Here is a 19,778-nt window from a genome sequence, read left to right as displayed (position 1 = left end):
ATAAATCGCTATGGATGAAGAGCTTCGAGAATTAATCAAACAAGCTTCAGAGTTGTCTTTAGATAGTCCACAACGAGCCAAGGCTATTTCTTTGCTCATAGTCAAAATACAACAGTTACCGGGATTTTATCAATCTTCTCACCAAGATTATTTTGATGCCTTAGATCAAATTTGGGAGTGGCTGGGGAGAAATATTCAAGATTTTGAAGAACATCCCCCATCGCTAACTGTCAGTTTGGTACGTTGGGTTAACGGAAATTTACATTGGAGAGTGAAAGATATCAAAAACAAGCGAAATCAAGGTATTAGTCTTGATGTACAACTGAATGAAGAAAGTACGGGTATCAGCTTTCAGGAAGTAATATCTGAAACAGGGTTTGAACCTCCACGCTTAGATGGACTCGAAGGGTACATTGAGAAAATTCAACGGCAAAATATCAAGTTTATAGCTAAAAAGTTGAAAGAATATATCGATGAAGATCCTGATTTTATTTTGCGAAAATCACATTTGAGAAACAATCCTGAATGTAATTTTCAAGTGATTATTCAGCGATTGTATTTAAAAGATAAACCAGAAACCAAGCGAGCGATCGCTCAAGATTTTGGAGTTTCCGAACAAACCCTCTACGCATATTACAGAAGAAATTGGTCAAAAATTCAATCACATCTGCAACAAGTTGCTTTAAATTCTGGATTGAAGCAGGATTACTTATTATGAGTGATGCAAAAATGCATAAATCTACGGTTCCTTTATCAAGAAAAGCACATCAGTTGGCTAAAAAATTCGCTGCTCAACAGCTGACACCTGAAAAAGGAAAGCAAGTTTATCTCAATACTTTAAGTGTCTATGCTGTGCATCGCTATTTAAAATACCTGGGGATTCATACAAATTTAGAGCAAAGTGATTGCTGGCAATTATCTAATCAAGTTATATCTGACATCGCTGATTTAGTTTTACCAGAAATGAATCAAGCATTAGTATGTTGTCCAATTTTACCAGGACAAACACACTTGGAATTACCCCTAGAAATGATAGAAAATTTGCTTGGTTATGTTGGCGTACAGTTTAATAATATGCTCAGAGAAGTTGAACTTATGGGTTTTTTACCTGTAAATCATGCCAACGATGAAGAGATCGTAAATATAGGGATTAATGAACTGCGATCGCTAGATATTCTCATTGAATATATTTATGCAGCTAAAGCTCGACAGCACACAGAAGATATAATACAGGAAATAGGTTTATTAAATAAATTCAAAAATATCAATGTTACTGGCATATTTCAGGAACATGTGAAAGATATTTCCTCAGAACGTGTGCTATCTTATGCAACCCGCAGTCTTGCTATGAAAACCCTAGTTACACCGATTAACTTAGGTTCGCAACATATTCTACTGATTGCTGAAATTACCCCCAAAGACCAGCAACGCCAACGTGTTTCCTTGCGTTTAGAAACAATTGACAGCGAAGAATTACCTTCATTCCAACTTTCAATCGTTGATGAATCCGAACACATCTTTCCTCACAAAATAGACTTAGAAAGTCCTACTCATATTCAACTCCAACCCTTCATTGCAAATATTGGAGAAGCTTTTCAGGTGAAAATAGTGAGTGAAGACATTAGCGTCACAGAATATTTCGTAATTTTTTGACAGACAAAATCTTCTAAATCAGCTTCAGTGGCAAATTCCCAACTATTACCAGTCTTTCTTAAATTAACAAAATTCATTATGCTGCTCTAACTTCAGTAAATTACTATTTTTAGTATTCCCAAAGCCAGATATATTTTATGCAACTACTTATAACTTGAGCCAACCAAATAATCGCCCTAGAGTTAGCTGAAAATCGCTAACTAAATCAATCACTGGTAATATTTCTTGTTCTTCTTGGAAAAGTTTCGGTCGCTGATTTGGTGGATAAACTAAAACACAACGCTCATCTGGATCGATTAACCAACCTAATTTGCTACCATACTCTAAACAGTGCAAAATATTTCCTGTTACTTTAGTTTGGTTTTGATCTGGTGAAAGGATTTCAATTGTCCAGTCTGGATAGGTTTTAAAGACATTTGCCACATCTCCACTTTCGTCTAAGGGAATTCGTTCCCAAGCAAATACCGTGACATCTGGTACAATTGAACGCCCACCAAAGCTACAGCGCAATTCTGGAAATACAAGGGCAATTTTCTGAGGCTTGACTAGAGAATTGATATTACTCACTAGTTCACCCTGAAGAATACTATGTTTTCCCTGCGGCATTGGTTTTTGAATAATTTGGCCGTTGATATATTCACTCGCTGGTTTTGTTTCTGGTAGTTTCAAAAACTCTTCTAAAGTTAGGATTTTAGCTGATGATTTTACCATGTGTTTATATCTTAAAGGTTTTAATTTAATTATCCTAAATAAGCTTTTTTCACTCGTTCATCACTAATTAATTCTGATGCTGCACCTGTTAAAGTAATAGAACCAGCTTCTAAAACATACCCTCTATCCGCAATTTGTAGTGCAAGGTTAGCGTTTTGTTCAACTAACAAAATAGTCACACCAGTAGCCCGCAGATTTTCAATAATTGAGAAAATTTCCCGGACAATGGCCGGCGCTAAACCTAAGCTAGGTTCATCTAAAAGTAATAGCTTTGGTCTACTCATTAAAGCACGGGCGATCGCTAACATTTGTTGCTCTCCACCGCTCAAGGTTCCTGCTAGTTGATTGCGTCTTTGTGATAAACGTGGAAATAGCTCAAATTGCCGGCCAATATCTTCTTTAATTTCTGCTTGATTGGAGCGAATATAAGCACCCAAAAATAAATTATCCAATACTGTTTGCCGTGCTAATACTCTCCGCCCCTCTGGACAATGAGCAAGACCAAGTTGCACCACTTCATGAGCTTGGCGGCGGGTAATATTTCGCCCATCATAGAGAATTGCACCACTTTGAGGATTCACTATTTTAGATATAGCCCTGAGTGTAGTAGTTTTACCAGCACCATTAGCACCAATTAAAGTAACTACCTCGCCTTTTTTAATAATTAAATTAATTTTTTTCAGAGCTTGAATACCGCCATAATTTACATCAAGTTCTTGAATTTCCAAAATAGTGTAATTTGGTCTAGTATCAGCGTTCATCGGCAGTTAATATCTATAAATATTTAATCTTGGCACACCACCTAACATACATCAATAATACGTTTCCTAAAACAGTAGAATTAGTTCACTCTAAAAATCAACGCGGAAATACTGCTATCTTTGTGGTGTAGCATTAATTATTAGACCTCTAGCAAAAGTGGTTTTTGCACTCTTGTGGTCAAAGGGAAAAGGTTAAAGGGGAAAGGGAAAATACCAAATCTTTCCCCTTCCCCTTTTCCCAAATTCTGCAAGAAGTCTATTGATAACGATATCGAGTGTCCTGTGGCAAAAGTAGCAGATATTGGTGGTAAGCGATTAATTAATTTAGCTCCCGATGCATGGGTGCAGTGGGTAACACAGCGTCCTGAAGTCGTGGCAAAAGAAATTCTTGGTTCGGAGTTTCAATGGATTAGCCGCGAAACAGATGTTTTGGTGAAAGCATACAGTCCTACTCACGGAGATTTTCTGGTATTAAATGAACTACAGTTGCGTTATACAGCACATATGCCATTACGTATGAGAGCCTATGCTGCCTTGGCACATGAACGCTATCGACTGCCAATTTACCCAGTACTCGTCAACATTTTACCGCCTCCATCCAGCTTAACTATTGTCAGTAGTTACGAGCAGGAATTTTTGGGATTACGTGCTATTCAAGATTATCGCGTAATTAATTTGTGGGAAGTGGACGCAGAAATAGTTTTTGGGCAACCTTTACCGTCGTTGTTACCATTTGTGCCCATTCTGCGAGGAGGCGCAGAAGCATCAGTAGTGCAACGGGCATTACAAATATTGCGAGCAGATGCACAGTTAGATCAATTAGAATCATTGCTGGCATTTTTTGCTAGCTTTGTGTTAGACACACCTTTAGTGCAACAAATCATGAGGTGGGATATGGCAATATTGCGAGAATCGCCTTGGTATCAAGAAATTTTAACTGAAGGACTCCAGCAAGGACTCCAGCAAGGACTCCAGCAAGGACTCCAGCAAGGTGTAAAACGGCAGTTAATCCGAGTATTGCAACAACGCTTTGGCGAAATTCCTCAAGAACTAGAAGCAAGGCTTGAGGGCGAGAGTGTGGAAAAATTAGAAAGTTTAATGGATAGTGCGATCGCAGTAAATTCTTTAGAAGAATTTATCACGGCTTTGTCTGCTTAAATTTCCCAGTTACTCATTACCCAAATAAGCTTCAATTACAGCCGGGTCATTTCTAACTACAGCTGGTTCGCCCAAAGCAATCAATTGTCCAAAATCTAAAACCGCAATGCGATCGCACAAACCCATTACTAATGGTACGTGATGTTCAATCAGCACAATTGTTAAACTAAACTGTTCTCGCAGGCTGCGGATAAACTCACTTAGTTGCTGTTTTTCATAGGGGTTCATTCCCGCAGCTGGTTCATCGAGAAGTAAAATTTGCGGTTTTAGGGCTAGAGAACGGGCAATTTCTAAGCGGCGCTGGTCACCATAGGCGAGGTTTTTCGCTTTTTCTTCGGCGCGATCGCTCAAGCCCACCATCTCCAATAATTGTAAAGCTTTTTGCCTACTTTTTTTCTCTTCCCGACGCGCTTGTGGTAATCCGAAAACTCCTGTTAATACATTACTTTTATTATCCAAATGTCGGGCAATTATTATATTTTCTAAGGCTGATAATTCCCCAAATAAGCGAATATTTTGAAAAGTCCGAGCAATACCTAAACCTGCAATTTGATGCGGGCGTAGTTGGGAAATATTAGCACCTTGATAGCGTAATTCTCCACTAGAAAGGGGAATAAAAGCTGTAATCAAATTAAACAGTGTTGTTTTCCCAGCACCGTTAGGGCCAATCAATCCAAAAATTTCATGTTGATTGACTGTAAAAGATACATTATTCACCGCCACTAAACCCCCAAAGCGGCGAGTCAGTGATTTGGCTTCTAAAATAATGTTGTTTGTCATTGCGCCACAGCTTTAATCAAATCGGCTGCTTTTTCACCAATCATGATGGTTGGTGCATTAGTATTTCCCGTAGTAATTTTTGGCATAATTGATGCATCTACTACACGCAAGCCTGCAACACCATACACTTTTAGTTCCGGATCGACCACTGAATCTCGGTCAGTTCCCATTTTACAAGTGCCCACTGGATGGTACACACTGTCGCAGGTTTCCCGGATATAAGCTAGAAGTCCTTCATCAGTTTTATTATCAATACCAGGTGCTGCTTCCTCTTTTCGTAATTCGTCAAATACACTTGATTGGAATATTTGCCGACAAATTTTGATTCCTGTGAGGAGCGTTTGACAATCAGATTCACTTTGCAAATAGTTCATCCGAATTATCGGTGGATCTTTGGGTGAACCAGAACGCAGGCTAAGACTACCACGGCTTTCGGGATTAGTTATACAAGCTGTAGCGGTAAATCCCGACACAGAACGCGCATAAGCAGGATGTGTCCACAAAACAGGGGCACAGAAAAACTGTAAATCTGGCGGAGCATCTAAACGACCTTCACTATGTACAAACGATCCAACTTCAGCAATATTAGAGGTGAGGGCGGGTTGAATATCCTGGGTTGCTTCGTGTGCAACGCCTACTAAGAGGTGATCGTGGAGATTTTCACCCACACCAGGTAAATCAACAACCACAGGAATGTCCAAGGTCTTGAGATGTTCTGCCTTACCAATCCCAGAGAGCATCAACAGCTTTGGTGAATCAATAGCGCCAGCGCTTAAAATCACTTCCTGTTCTACCCAAACTTGGTGTATCGTTCCCTGATGGATGTATTCTACCCCTACGGTTTGCGTTCCCTCAAACAATAACCTAGTAACTAATGCACCAGTGGTAACGGTTAAGTTGGGACGGTGCAAAATCGGTTGTAGAAACGCGGTTGCTGTACTATGGCGCTTGCCATCTTTAATTGTTAACTGATAAAATCCGGCTCCGTGCTGTTGTGGGCCATTGAAATCTGGATTGTGTCCATAACCCAATTCAACAGAGGCTTCCACAAATTTTTGTGAGACGATGCTCTTCGCTATGAGGTCTGTGACACTCAAAAATCCATCAACTCCGTGAAATTCACATGCTCCTCGCTGTTGATTTTCAGATTTTTTGAAATACGGCAACACATCTTCATAACTCCAACCAACATTGCCTAACTTTTCCCAGCGATCGTAATCATACCGATTGCCTCGAATATAAATCATGGCGTTGATCGCACTGCTGCCGCCCAAAACTTTCCCGCGCGGACAATAGATTTTACGATTATAAATATAGGGTTCTTCTTCTGTAGAATATGCCCAGTCCGCGTCTGTACCCCAAAGTTGTGGCCAGCCTAGAGGAATTTCGTGTTCTGGTAAATTCGGCGGATTTCCGGCTTCCAGTAACAACACAGTAGTTTGGGCATCTTCTGTCAATCGGTTAGCAACGACACAACCAGCCGAACCCGCACCAATTACAACATAATTATATTTAGTCTTCATCTAATTAATTTGTTTGTTTTGATGTATTAAAAAATAATTTTAGTAATTGCTTTTTAGATTTTTTTAAAATATCTGGAGTCACAAATCCTTGAGGAAAAAAGATAGTTCCTAAGACAATTAAGCAACCAAAAATCATCAATCTACCATCGCGCAAAAATTGAGCTAACCAAATAGGCAATCCCCCTATATCAGCTATTCTCCGCAAAATAATTTCTAATAAAACTTTCAATACGATCGCACCTACCACCGAACCTAAAAAAGTTCTTGAACCACCAATTAATACAATGGTTAAATAGGTAATACTGGCATCAAAAGTACCTTGTCGGGCGTTCCAGGTATTGAGAAAATGAGCGGTAATTACACCCACAATACCCGCGAGAATGGCTCCCAGAGTAAAAGCCAAAACTTTGTAGTAAGTGGGGTTAATTCCCATTGCACTAGCAGCTAATTCATCTTCGCGAATGGCGATGAATGCTCTACCTGTACGAATGCGTTCTAAACGATAAAATAATACCATACTAATTAATAGTAATGGTAGAGCAATTTTTAAATATTCAAGTTGGCTTTGAAATGGTTGAGGAATACCAAAAATTCCTACAGCCCCGCCTGTAATATCTAAATTTAAGGATACAACTCGCAATACTTCTACAAAGGCGATAGTGGCGATCGCTAAATAAATTCCCCGCAATCGCAATGCCGGAATTCCCACTAATACAGCCAATATACCAGAAACTAAACCAGCAATTACCATTTCCAATAAAAGAAATGGAATTGGAAATAAATTATTACTATATGGAAAAACCTTTGTAGATAAAATGGCTGCAATATATCCACCTAAAGCATAAAATCCCGGACTAGCTAAAGATAATTGTCCAGCCATGAGTGGTAAATAAAGCGATAATCCTAATAAAGCCTCCAATACCATGTAGACTATCGGTGATTCATAAGTAGAAAAAAATTCAGACATTGTAAAATATTTTGTGGAGTTAGGAGTTAGGAGTTAGGAGTTAGGAGTCAGGAGTCAGGAGTCAGGAGTCAGAATTTAGGAGTTACCAAATAAAAGGGTTTAAGTATTCATTTAAATTCTTGTAGTCTACAATTATTTGCAGTTCTGAATTTACCACTAATTCATTCTGAATTCTGAATTCTGTATTCTGACTCCTGAATTCTGTATTCTTCTTTAAGCTGTTAATATTTGCTCTGCTGTCAGCGTTAGTTCAGGAAAAGTTTGTGACACGATTCGTTCTGAACCTCTAAAGTCTGTGCGTTGGTATTTACCCTCTGCATCTAGTAGAAAAACAAACACAGTGGGAACTTTGGGATTTCCTAAATACTCTCTTGAACCAATTGCTAAATAATCTACAATCCAATATTCTTTAATGCCTAAACGTTGATATTCATCTAATTTATCAATGTAGTCATCTTCCCAATTAGTTGATGTTACTTCTATGGCTAACTGGATGGGTTCTTCAAGTGCAGAATAAGCAGAACGATTTGAACGCCATACATCTTTATCTATGACGCTGACATCAGGCTTACGCCCTTGTTCTATGCCATTGGCAGTTAGAGTTCTCAAAACTGCTGTGTTATTAACTACATAATTTAGATTGAGTCGTCTAATTTCATTATTGAAACCAAATAATGTAAAATCAGCGACATCATCATGATTTCTAGTTGCACGCACTTCTACAATTTCCCCATCCACCAGTTCATATAAACCTTCCTCTGGACACTGTTCTAAAAAATCATCAAAAGTTAACTTTTGTTTGGTGTATGTTTTCATAGCCTTACGTCTATTTAAACTTTTTGAATAAACCGACGACCTAGCAAACCTTGGGGTCTAACTAACAACATGATAAATAATATTCCGTAGGCTACAGCATCTTTATAACCGGAATATTCTGCTGGGACGAAAGCTTCAACTAATCCAATGAGTAATCCTCCTAAAACTGCGCCGGGAATGCTACCCAACCCACCCAAGACAATTACTGCTAAACCTCTCAAACCAAAGGCAATACCAAAATATGGCCCGGCAATACTAACACTAGAAGCGACTAAAGTTCCTGCTAATCCTGCTAGGAAACTGCTGATAAAGAATGTTAAGATGATGAAGCGATCGCTATTTATTCCTAACAAACTCGCAGTAATTGGATCTTCAGCGATCGCCTGCATTGCTTTACCATGTTTTGTACCATTGATAAAATAGCTGAGAATTGCCACAATTCCTACTGATACACCAAAAATTACGATTTGAACGGTGCGAATGGGAATTTCTTTATCTTGAGTACCAAAGTTAATAGAAGGTGGTAAATTCCCATAGGTATTTGCTGGGTAAGTGTAACTTTCTGCGCCTACTAAATACTGGATTAAATTCACAATTACCACTGCTACTCCCAAACTGGAAACAACAGTTAGCAAAGGATCGGAACCTTGACGGCGCAGAGGTTGAAAAGCAACTCGTTCCATTATTACCCCTACTAATCCCGCCAAGGTACTTCCTAAAATCAAAGCAATAGCAAATGGTAATTTTATCGGTAAGGCTGCATTTGCTAATAAGCCATTAAACCCAAAGTTACCACCCATGAGTGCATAGGTAAAATATGCACCCAAGGTAAAAATTGCCCCATGAGCTAAATTAATAATGCCCAAAATAGAATAAACCAAGGTATATCCCAGGGCAAAAATTGCATAGACACTGCCAATGGACAGGCCGTTTAATAATTGCTGCAAAAATAGACTAATATCCATGTAGCAACTATTTCAAAAATGTAAATTTACCTTGACTGCCATCTTTTTCCATCTTAATTTGGGCTACATAAAAATCTTTTTGCACAACTTCACCCACGGGAGTAAAACCAATTTCACCCAGTGGTGTATTGTATTTTCCAGCAAGTATTTCTTTATTTAATTGCGTCCGTAATTCTGGTAGTTGTAATTTATTAACTTTGCTCTTGTTATCTAAAGATTTTAAAGCTTCCACATAAACTTGCACTGCGGCAAAAGCTTGGGCGCTAAATTGGGGTGGTTCTTTTTTATATTCGTCAATGTAAGCTTTGCGAAATGCGGCGTTTATTTCCCCTGGATGTTCTGGACTATAAGCTTGAGCAATTAATACGCCATCACAAAGCGCCTTACAAACTGGCAAGAGATTTGATGTATTTAAACCATTACCACCAACAATTAAACCTTTGTAACCCAGTTCTCGCAATTGTCGCACCAAGTTACCACCATCAGCAGCTAAGCCAGAAATAATCACCAAATCTGGTTTAAGATTAATTGCATTGGTAGCTTGGCTTTGAAAATCTGTATCGCTAGTTTGAAACTTTTGGACTGTTACTAATTCTAGTCCGCCATCCTTCACCGCTTGTTGAAATATTTCCGTTTCTGATTTGCTAAATGCATCATTTTGAGCATAGAAAACTGCTACTTTTTTAATTTGGGGATTTTGCTTGAGTGCAGCTTTCACCGAATTGGGAGCAACCACGGAAACTGGTGCAGAAACGCGGGCAACATAATCACCAATTTCAGGAACATTTTTGGCTGTATTTGATGGCCCAATAATTGGTACTTTGGCACGTTCGGCAACGGGGTCAGCGCTAAAGGCTTGCTGTGATAAAGTCGGGCCAACAATCCCAATCACTTTATCTTTATTAATTAAAGTTTGAATTGCGTTAATTGCTCCTGGTTCATCACCGCTAGTATCTTGAAATACTAATTTAATTGGAGTGCCGTTGACACCACCTTTAGCATTAAAATACTTCTCGGCAATTTTAACTCCAGCCACTTGTTCTTGACCCAATAATGCCACATTACTTGTTTGAGCAACGGCAATGCCAATGGGAATTGCACCTGATAATGTACCCGTGGTTGCTGTGGCGTTAGTTGCAGTGTTATTCGTAGTACTATTTGGAGTATTATTTGGAGAATTGGTCACAGTTGTGGTGTCACCACCGCAGGCTGTTAGTAGAAACGCACAACTTGATAATAATGCTGTTATTCCAAAACAAGTTTTTTTCATGGTTAAATAATCATGCAGTTATCAGATAAATTTGCAAAAGTTCAAACAAAAAGTTGGAATCTTTTGCAAGAATTATATTAAATCATTTTTGTCAGAATCTAGAAGCGAGAATGGGCTACGCTAACAGAGGTCATAAGAGTTCAAAAATTAAAGCAACATTAAATAAATGAATGCACAAATCATACTAGACTAGTGATAAATTGTAATTTTTTACTCCTGCCTACTGAATTCTGACTCATTTTTATTTGAGCATACAAAGACAAATATTCAAAGTGTTTGTAAATACAAATTATTGTAGTAGCCCATGATTTTATCATTCCCTAGTAAAACCTGGGAATATGCTAAGAAGTTTATTGTCAACTAGGGCTTAAACTCATTCCATCCCGAAAACCAGATGTAATTTCCAGTTAACAGTTAACCGTCAACCGTCCGCACTCAACAGTTTACGCCTTTTTTTCATTACCAGTTAATTCTTTTGGCTCGTAGTGGCGACAACCGTTACACGGCCCGTCAGGATTCACGGCACAGCGAATGTAGCCAGATCGGGCATTAAACTTGCAGCTGATGTCACCAATCAGGTAGCCCACCCCTTCTAAATAATAGCGATCGCCTTCCGGCGATGTGAAGTTTTCCCCTGGTCGCATCCTGGGAAAATTCATGGCTGCTTGCCTCATCCGTAAACGCGATCGCGATCGTGTTTTGCGGATTACCCACAGGGAAAACAGGGACGGTAAAAAACCAACGGCAATCACTAAAAGTGTCTTTAACACCTTCTTTTTACCCCTTTTAAACACCGATCGAGCGTCCCTAACATTGCACTCTGATTCTATACAAGTGCAAATTTGAGGGCAAATGTGCTAATTGCTAACATAATTGCTAGCAATTAGCAATTGTCTTGTGGTCTTTGGCAATGAAAGAAAATATCTTGCTTCTACCACACTTCAATCAGCATAACTTTTACAACCTCAGAGGTGGATTACCTTTAAATGGCGATCGCTTTAAGATTTGTTGACCGTTCCTAAACCCTTCTAATATCTGACTTGCCTAATACGTGGATTTTGAATTTTGAATTGGTATCACCTGCATCCTTGTTTTTTCTATGTCGCTGGGACGCTAATCTTTTTTTGGTTTGCTGGCGTAGTTGCTGTGCTAGTAGTGCTGCTTCTCTTTCTGCTCGGAATAAATCAACTCTTCGTGTTGTCAAAATAAAAGACTGGTCTGATTTTTTTCTCACCCAAGGTACGCTAACTGCCAAATACTGACAAATATTTTTATATTGGTTCGGCTTAACCAGTGGGTAACTTTTTTGAGTATTGAGTGTGTTAGCGATCGCTTTCAACTCCAGTATCGCTGCTTCTAGCTCCCCTGCCATACGGTTGATGCGTTCAACTTGCGCGACTAAACGCTCCTGGTCAGTGATGATTTTTTCCTCTTGTGGTTGTAGTGGCACTATGGCAGTGGTCACAGGTGTCGGTTGCAACAGTGAAACTTTTGGACTGTCTGGGATGTTTTTCATACTACCTCAAACAAGGCTAGCTGACTTGTAAGGCATTTTAACAGCAATTAAGTACATATGTACTATAAACTTTTGTATATGAGGTTTAATATGAAGAACAAAATCAGTGATTGTACTAGTTTGTTTGTCGTTGGCGATCGTGTAAGGAAATTTTACGGGACGTGAAAATACTTATAAAAAATATAGTTTTTACATAAATTTTACGAAAAATAGACAAATTTGATGTAATTTATACACACAGTCATTATTTTTTTTACACTATAATTAAGTAAAAAATTTTACTATTTTCTAATTAAATATCTAACCACAATATCTCAAACAATCCCTTTGTCGTAGAAAAATAGTTTTGTCAAAATTTTTTGTGGGGTGGAAATAGGAAACACCAAGTTAATCAGGTAACCCTGTGGAGAGAAAGAATGTGACGAATAGAAATCATTGGAGAAATCCTTACATTATCGGTCAGACAATTATTAAACCAGAAAAATTTTTCGGACGCGAAGATTTATTTGCGTTTATTGAAGATAATCTCAATAATAATATACAAATTCAGTTATTACACGGTCAACGGCGCATTGGTAAATCTTCTCTACTCAAACTGCTTCCCCATAAAATTAAACCGGAAAATCAGGAAAAATTTGTCTTTATTTCTTTTGATTTGCAAAGTTACAGCAATTCGTCTGCGGGCGAGATTATATATAAATTAGCTGAAACAATATGCGAACAATTAGATGTATGTCAACATATTAGTATATTCCATTCGACTACAGGAATTAATAATAATTTAGATATATTTTGTGATGTTTTTTTACCAATAGTTTGTCAGGAATTAGGTAATAAAAAACTAGTGCTTTTATTGGATGAATTTGATGTTGCGATTAATATTAACGATCGCAATCATTTCTTCCTATATTTACAAACAGTTTTAATAAAACAAAAACAATTATTTGCTATTCCAGTTTTAGGGCGGTTTGATGATGATTTGCAAAACCTATGTCAGCTGTTCGACAGTCCACCAACTCAAAAAATTGATTTACTTTATGAGATAAGTGCTAAACTACTAATTACTAATCCAGCAAGGGGTATGTTCGAGTACGAAGAAGATGCCATAAATGCAATTTTTGAACTTTCATCATGCCATCCTTATCTCATCCAAGGTATCTGTTTTCATATTTTTCTTCAAGTAAGATCGGGGACAAAAAATAAAGTTAATCGGGAAGATGTAGACAACATTGTAGATGAAACAATTGAGGGTCTTAAATCTGGATTAGAAGGATTATGGGATGGATTATCTATTAATGAAAAAGTATTTCTTGCAGCAGTAGCAGAGGTAAAAAAAATAGTTAATAGCCCAGGAAAATCTCCAGAAGATCCATTTACGTTCTTGAAAAGCTATGGAATTATCCAGACAGAAGAAATAATTGAAGCCGCAAAGCAATTAGTTAAAAAAGGTTATTTGGAAGACACAGAGAAAGAAGCACGAGTCAAAATTGAATTAGTCCGTCGCTGGTTAGTCAAATTTCACCCATTCAATCAAGCAAGAAATGAATTGAAAAAAATTAAAGAAGAAGAAATAGATCGAATTTCAAAACAAGAATTAGAATTGTATCGCGATAAAAATATTCAAGATATGATAGACCATTATGAAAGAATATTGGCACTCAATCCAAATCATTTCGAGACTATACCTCTTTTAGCTAAAAAGTACTTGGATATTGAAAGTTTTGATAAATCCTTGGAACTCTACACACGAGCTTATCACTATAACCGTATCGAGAATAAAGAAAATCTTTTACAAGCACTAGAAGCCTATGGAAAAAATTTGAAGAAACAAGGAAAATTAACTAAGGCAAAAATTCAGTTTGATAGAGCTTTAGAAATTGAGCCTGAGAAGGAATCAGTAAAAGAACAACTTGCAGAAATTAACACTGAACTCGAAAAACAGGAAGTTCTCCAAATACAACAAGTTGAGGAAAAATTAACTAAACCTGATATAAATAACTCAAAAAATCCTGTTCGCCAGCGAGTTATATTAGGTATAATTCTAGGATTGATTGCCCTTCTAGGTGGTAATATTGCTGTCAATCTATCTCCTTCAGTTCCTAATCCTTCACCAACACAAACTCCAACGACTACACCAAAAGCAGATGATAATATTCAGAGTAATATTAGTCGTGGCGATCGCATTTTATTTCCTACTAATAATAACACTCGCCCTGACCAAGCCATAAAAGCATTTAAAGAAGCTAATTACTCTAAAGCCATTGAATTATTTGAAAATGCCATAACGGATAATCGCAACAATCGCAACGATCCAGAATTACGAATTTACTATAACAATGCCAAAGCTAACGACAAGGCTAAAACGGGAGAAGAGTATAGTCCCTTAACTTTAGCAGTGGTTGTACCTGGAAATGACCAATCCAAAGCTCAAGAAATATTGCGTGGAGTTGCACAATCACAAGAACAATTTAATGTTAATGGCGGTCAGAATGGTCGATTGCTAGAAATTTTAATTGCCAATGACGCTAATGACGAAGAACAAGCCAAAAAAATAGCTAAAAAATTAGTTCAGAAAGACTATTTACTGGGGGTAATTGGCCATGGCTCTAGCCAAACCACACAAGCAGTTCTGAATATATACAAACAAGAAGATATACCTATTATTTCTCCTACCAGCAGTGCCAACACTTTACAAGGAAAAAACTTCTTTAGAACAACTCCTTCCGATGCTGCATTTGGTGAAAAATTAGGTAAATATGCTACAAGTTCCTCTTTAAAGAAAGTTGTTATTTTTTATAATCCTCAAAGCCTTTATAGTAATAGTCTTAAAGCAGAATTTAAAAATAATTTTAGAGGTGAAATTTTTCGCCTGATAGATGTTACAGATCCGACGCTAGATATAGAAAAAGAACTTCAAGAAAGTTCATCTCAACAAGTGCAAGCGGTTATGCTATTCCCAGACATAAAATATACAGCCACAGCACTTGAGGTAGCTAAAATCAATCTTGATAAAAATTTAGGACTAAAGTTGTTAGGTGGTGACAGCCTATACAATAAAAAAACATTAGATGATGGTAAAAATGTTGAAGGCTTAGCTCTTGCTGTGCCTTGGTTTAGGGAAGCACCACAAGCTAAATATTTTTCCCAAGCTGCAAAACAACAATGGTTAGGAGATATTAGTTGGCGCACAGCCACCAGTTATGACGCTACTCAAGCTTTTATTAAATCTCTGTCTTCCCGACCTTCAAGAGCAACAATTCTGCAACGACTACAAAACTTAAATCTTTCCCCCAAAGGAACATCGGAAGATAAGCTAGTAACATCAGGAGACGATCTGAAATTTAAGAACGGAGAACGCCAAAGTAAAGCCATTCTTGTAACGATTGAGCAAGGTCAGTTTAAATGCTTGCAGCAATGTTCACCTTGAGACACCAGGGTAGCTTTTTTATATGAATAACTCTACTGCTCGCAGAAATCCTTACATCATCGGTCGTTCAATCTATGAACCGGAAAAGTTTTTCGGACGGGACAATTTATTCAAGTTTATTGAAGATTGTCTTAATAGTAATACAAGAATTCTTTTATTGCACGGTCAACGACGCATTGGTACATCTTCAGTACTTCAGCAAATTCCTCACAAATTAGCTGAGAATAAATTTGTTTTTATTAATTTTGATTTGCAAGGTCACAGTCAATCTTCTCTAAGTGAGATATTACATAAATTATCTGAAGCGATCGCAGAAACTTTAGAGTTAAATTCAGACATTATTTTACTTCCTTCTCAAGAAGAATTGGAGAATCATCTAGATATATTTTCTAATAATTTTTTACCAAGAGTTTATCAGATATTAGGCGATAGAAATCTAGTGATATTACTGGATGAATTTGATGTTATCAGTAGTGATGATAACATATTAAATCATGGTAATAATTTTTTCAGATATTTGCAATCACTTCTAGACCAGCAAGAAAAATTATTCATTATTCCTGTAGTTGGGCGAACTCAACATGATTTACAAAATCTAGTTGATTTATTCAACACTCCGCCATATCAAAAAGTTGATTTACTAGATGAAATAACTACTAAACAACTAATTACTAAACCAGCACAAGGTATGCTGGAGTACGAGGAAGATGCAATCAGAGCAATTTTTGAACTTTCATCAGGGCATCCCTATTTTACCCAAGCTATCTGTTTTAATCTTTTTCTGCAAGCAAAAATTGCCAAGATATGGAAAGTTACTCGTTCTGATGTCGAAGGTATTGTAGACAAAACAATTGAAAGTGTAGAACCCGGATTAGTAGGGTTTTGGTATGGACTATCTGTAGATGAAAAAGTAGTATTTTCAGCAGTAGCGGAAGGTCAAAAAATAGCTATAGAGCAAAGTAAATCGTTTCCAGAAGATCCATTAATATTACTGAATAAATATGGAGTTATTGTAACAATTGAATTGAGAGAAGCTGCTAAAAAGCTAACAGCAAGTGGTTTTTTAGATGAGACAGAGCGCCGAGTAAAAATTGAATTAGTCCGTCGCTGGTTAGTGGAAAATCACCCATTAAAAAAAGCAATATGGAGATTAGAAAAATTTCGAGAAGAAGAAATTAATAGAATTAGTGAAGAAGCAATCAAACTGCATCAAGATGGTAAAAATCAAAATGTTATAGATGCTTACGAGGAAATTTTAAAACTCAATCCTAATCACTTTAGTACTTTAGTTGCTTTAGCAGAGAAATACTTGGAGATTTACAATTTTAAAAAATCTCTGGAAATCTACGAGCGAGCTTACCAAATAGATTATATACGTAATAAAGAAGGTTTTTTACTAGCATTAGAAGCTTATGGCAATAATTTGATAAAACAACGAAAGTTTATCGAGGCAAAATCTCCATTTCAGAAAGTTTTAAAAATTGAAGCTGATAGAGAATCGGCAAAATATAAACTACGCGAAATTGAAGCAGAAATTGAACAACAAGAAAGACTAGAGAAACAACAAGCCCAAATTTATCAACAACAGTTAAAAGGAGGGTTAGTAACAATTGAATCATTGCAAAATCAAAAAGCTTTGATTCGCCCAGTCATCTTGGGTTTAATTTTACTAGGGATTTCCATAGGTAGTATTGTTGTTTATCGATTTTCAACTTCCTGTGATGGAGGTCAACAAAAAGTTGATGGTAGTTGTGGTTACAAGCAGAATTCATTGATTCCTAACAATATTCAGAATAATATTAGTCGTGGCGATCGCACTCTCTTTTTCTCAATCCCCAACACTTACCGCGACCAAGGTATTGAAGCATTTAAACAAGGTGATTACTCACAAGCCATTAAATTATTTCAACAGGCTATAACGGCTAATCGCAGCGATCCAGAAGTGCGGATTTACTACAATAATGCAATAGCTCGTCAAAGAGGTAATCCATTCACCTTAGCAGTAGTAGTACCCGCAGAAAATGGACGAGATAGATCTCAAGAAATTTTGCGTGGAGTTGCACAATCACAAGAGCAATTTAATGCCAATGGTGGTCAGGATGGTCGTTCGCTGGAAATTCTGATTGCTAATGATGGTGATGACTCAAAGCAAGCCCAACAAATAGCTCAACGGCTAGCTAATGATAAATCTGTGTTGGGAGTAATTGGACATGGTTCTAGCAACACTACAAAAGCTGCTCTTAATATTATATACGAACAAGCAGATATACCTTATATATACGAACAAGCAGATATACCTTTCATCTCTCCTACTAGCGCTTCTAACGCTTTAGAGGGAAAAAATTTCTTCAGAACAACACCTTCTGATGCCGCATTTGGTGAAAAATTAGCGAAATATGCTATTGATTCTCGTTTAAATAAAGTTGTAATTGTTTATAATTCCGACAATTTTTATAGCAACAGTTTGAGGGAAGAGTTTAGAACTAACTTTAAAGGTCAAATTATTAGTTTGATAGATTTGAACAATGAAACACTGAATATTGAGCAAGAACTTAAAGATAGTGCATCTAAACAGGTACAGGGGATTGTATTGTTCCCAAGTGTACAATATACAGCCACAACACTCGATATTGCTAAAGCAAATGCTGATAATAAGTTAGGACTAAAGTTGTTAGGTGGTGATACTTTATATAATCAGAAAACCTTACAAGATGGTGGAAATGCTGTTGAAGGCTTAGTTGTTGCTGTGCCTTGGTTTAGGGATGCGCCACAAGCTAAAAGCTTTTCCCAAGCTGCAAGGCGACTATGGGGAGGAGATATTAGTTGGCGCACAGCTACTAGTTATGATGCTGCTCAAGCTTTTATTAACTCTCTATCACCCCAACCTTCGAGAGAAACAATTTTGCAAAAATTAACACAGATAGATCTTAACGCCAAACTAACATCAGGAAACGAACTGAAGTTTCAGAAGGGGGAACGCCAGAGTGAAGCTGTCTTAGTGAAGGTTGAGTCAGGTAAGTTTACGTGCTTGAATAAATGTTCACCTTAAAAGACGGGTAGCTTTTTAATATAAATAATTCTATCACTTCATTTAACATAACAAGATGAGATTTTGTATCTCACAGAAACCAAGCTAAAACCCAATCTCCTGGTTTTAAATTAATAAGGTAACTTCAAGAAATAAATTATCTAATCTTGTGGGGTGGGCATCTTGCCCGCCATATAAATTGGGCGGGCAAGATGCCCACCCCACAATAAATAATTGAATATTTTTTATCTGGAAGTCCCTAACTATTAGCAGTTCGGTAATCAGCATCTAACCAACAGCGCGGTAAACCTTCACCAGAAGGAAAAACGAGATTTTCTTTTTTAAAAGAATCAGGTTCCTGTTCTTCTTCACCTTGTTGCTCTCGTGCATGAACAACATCAGTGTTAGGGTCGAGTAATTCTTCAATTTCCAGAATCTTTACCAACTCACCACTATCTTTTATTTGTAACAACATACAACTAACCTCAATAAATTTGCATGAAAATTTGCCGCAAGTCTCAATACAAACTCGCCAAAGGCACAGAACTTATTCTGATTTCTGAATTCTGAATTCTGAATTCTTTTTTATTAAATTTCGCGTTGATATTTTTCCAAAATATCTACTAAATTCACCTGGCATTGCAACGGCAGCAAATCAATTAAAGGCAATTCCCGTTTGCCACCGCCAATTTTTACTGAAATGGATTCCAACACTTGTGTAACTTGGTCTTCACTTACAGAGTTAGAAGTAATTAAAGGATATAGTTTTTCAGCAACGATTGTATGCAGTTTGGCATTAGATAAATAAAGATGCCATTTAGCAACGTCTATATAGACATTTTCACCAATTTCGGCTGCTAGGGCTTCTAGTAATTCTGAGGTATTAGTCTTAGCCATAAAAATAACCCAATATTGAGAAAGAGCGCAAAATTTCAGGCTTATTTACATTATTGCTCAATTAACGAGGCTGATTCTACTGCCACAAGTTACAATCGCCCTAGCATCAGCAGTCCATCTTCAGGTGGATTTGGGTGGAGTTTCAGTGTAGTTGGCGATCGCACTAATATAAATTAGATGCACCAACAATATTACTAACCAACTGACAGTCAACCAGGGCAGCCATTCCCAACTGGTATCTTTCAAGATGTGGAAGAACCACAATCCAGAATTGATAGTAGCAGCGATAGCGACATGCAGCGAGCG

The 19,778-nt window shown here is 37.3% G+C and carries 18 protein-coding genes; 5 read left to right on the top strand and 13 right to left on the bottom strand.

The features are described from left to right. The first annotated feature begins 10 nt into the window (after positions 1-10). Positions 11-718, top strand: a complete 708-nt coding sequence (locus VF06_RS15360) for a helix-turn-helix domain-containing protein (protein WP_099066674.1) — start codon at positions 11-13, stop codon at positions 716-718. Next, the gene (locus tag VF06_RS15355) at positions 715-1,653 is read left to right on the top strand and encodes a DUF1822 family protein (RefSeq protein ID WP_099066675.1); all 939 of its coding nucleotides are present in this window, start codon (positions 715-717) and stop codon (positions 1,651-1,653) included. The genes VF06_RS15360 and VF06_RS15355 overlap by 4 nt, the downstream gene beginning before the upstream one ends. Positions 1,654-1,800: 147 nt before the next feature. Here VF06_RS15355 and VF06_RS15350 read toward each other — a convergent pair whose 3' ends face one another. Next, positions 1,801-2,364, bottom strand: coding sequence for a Uma2 family endonuclease (locus VF06_RS15350; RefSeq protein WP_099066676.1), 564 nt, complete (start codon positions 2,362-2,364; stop codon positions 1,801-1,803). A gap of 29 nt (positions 2,365-2,393) precedes the next feature. After that, positions 2,394-3,125: an ABC transporter ATP-binding protein gene (locus VF06_RS15345; protein ID WP_099066677.1), complete on the bottom strand. Its 732-nt coding sequence runs from the start codon at positions 3,123-3,125 to the stop codon at positions 2,394-2,396. Between the two features lie 282 nt (positions 3,126-3,407). Here VF06_RS15345 and VF06_RS15340 point away from each other — a divergent pair, with 282 nt between their 5' ends. Then, positions 3,408-4,283: a DUF4351 domain-containing protein gene (locus VF06_RS15340; RefSeq protein ID WP_099066678.1), complete on the top strand. Its 876-nt coding sequence runs from the start codon at positions 3,408-3,410 to the stop codon at positions 4,281-4,283. Between the two features lie 9 nt (positions 4,284-4,292). Here VF06_RS15340 and VF06_RS15335 read toward each other — a convergent pair whose 3' ends face one another. From VF06_RS15335 to VF06_RS15300, 8 genes are all read right to left on the bottom strand, one after another. Beyond that, the gene (locus VF06_RS15335; RefSeq protein ID WP_099066679.1) at positions 4,293-5,063 is read right to left on the bottom strand and encodes an ABC transporter ATP-binding protein; all 771 of its coding nucleotides are present in this window, start codon (positions 5,061-5,063) and stop codon (positions 4,293-4,295) included. Further along, entirely contained in the window at positions 5,060-6,586 is a 1,527-nt protein-coding gene (locus VF06_RS15330) for a GMC family oxidoreductase (protein ID WP_099066680.1), read from the bottom strand. The genes VF06_RS15335 and VF06_RS15330 overlap by 4 nt, the downstream gene beginning before the upstream one ends. A 4-nt stretch (positions 6,587-6,590) precedes the next feature. Beyond that, entirely contained in the window at positions 6,591-7,553 is a 963-nt protein-coding gene (locus tag VF06_RS15325; RefSeq protein WP_099066681.1) for a branched-chain amino acid ABC transporter permease, read from the bottom strand. Positions 7,554-7,766: 213 nt separating this feature from the next. Beyond that, entirely contained in the window at positions 7,767-8,369 is a 603-nt protein-coding gene (locus VF06_RS15320) for a Uma2 family endonuclease (protein ID WP_099066682.1), read from the bottom strand. A 14-nt stretch (positions 8,370-8,383) separates the two neighbouring features. Then, positions 8,384-9,334, bottom strand: a complete 951-nt coding sequence (locus tag VF06_RS15315) for a branched-chain amino acid ABC transporter permease (RefSeq protein WP_099066683.1) — start codon at positions 9,332-9,334, stop codon at positions 8,384-8,386. A gap of 7 nt (positions 9,335-9,341) precedes the next feature. Further along, the gene (locus tag VF06_RS15310) at positions 9,342-10,604 is read right to left on the bottom strand and encodes an ABC transporter substrate-binding protein (RefSeq protein ID WP_099066684.1); all 1,263 of its coding nucleotides are present in this window, start codon (positions 10,602-10,604) and stop codon (positions 9,342-9,344) included. Between the two features lie 443 nt (positions 10,605-11,047). Continuing rightward, on the bottom strand, positions 11,048-11,374 hold the full coding sequence (locus VF06_RS15305) for a DUF6464 family protein (protein ID WP_099066685.1): 327 nt from the start codon (positions 11,372-11,374) through the stop codon (positions 11,048-11,050). Between the two features lie 248 nt (positions 11,375-11,622). Then, positions 11,623-12,120, bottom strand: coding sequence for a hypothetical protein (locus VF06_RS15300; protein WP_099066686.1), 498 nt, complete (start codon positions 12,118-12,120; stop codon positions 11,623-11,625). Between the two features lie 418 nt (positions 12,121-12,538). Here VF06_RS15300 and VF06_RS15295 point away from each other — a divergent pair, with 418 nt between their 5' ends. After that, complete coding sequence (locus VF06_RS15295; protein WP_099066687.1) at positions 12,539-15,547, top strand: ABC transporter substrate-binding protein; 3,009 nt, start codon at positions 12,539-12,541, stop codon at positions 15,545-15,547. A gap of 22 nt (positions 15,548-15,569) precedes the next feature. Next, on the top strand, positions 15,570-18,596 hold the full coding sequence (locus VF06_RS15290; protein ID WP_099066688.1) for an ABC transporter substrate-binding protein: 3,027 nt from the start codon (positions 15,570-15,572) through the stop codon (positions 18,594-18,596). Positions 18,597-18,834: 238 nt separating this feature from the next. On the opposite strand, the gene VF06_RS15285 is transcribed toward VF06_RS15290, so the two are convergent. The 3 genes from VF06_RS15285 to VF06_RS15275 form a co-directional block, all read right to left on the bottom strand. Then, positions 18,835-19,050 carry an acetyltransferase gene (locus VF06_RS15285; protein WP_099073576.1) on the bottom strand — a complete coding sequence of 72 codons (216 nt, stop codon included), beginning with the start codon at positions 19,048-19,050 and terminating at the stop codon, positions 18,835-18,837. A gap of 113 nt (positions 19,051-19,163) precedes the next feature. Beyond that, complete coding sequence (locus tag VF06_RS15280) at positions 19,164-19,472, bottom strand: DUF3181 family protein (protein WP_099073575.1); 309 nt, start codon at positions 19,470-19,472, stop codon at positions 19,164-19,166. Between the two features lie 120 nt (positions 19,473-19,592). Next, positions 19,593-19,778: hypothetical protein (locus VF06_RS15275; RefSeq protein ID WP_099084275.1), on the bottom strand; the 186-nt coding region annotated here is incomplete at its 5' end.

The organism is Nostoc linckia z4, from assembly GCF_002608075.1.
GTDB lineage: Bacteria > Cyanobacteriota > Cyanobacteriia > Cyanobacteriales > Nostocaceae > Nostoc > Nostoc linckia.
The sequence above is the reverse complement of the archived record's forward strand: the minus strand, read 5'-3'. Positions and strand labels throughout refer to the sequence as shown.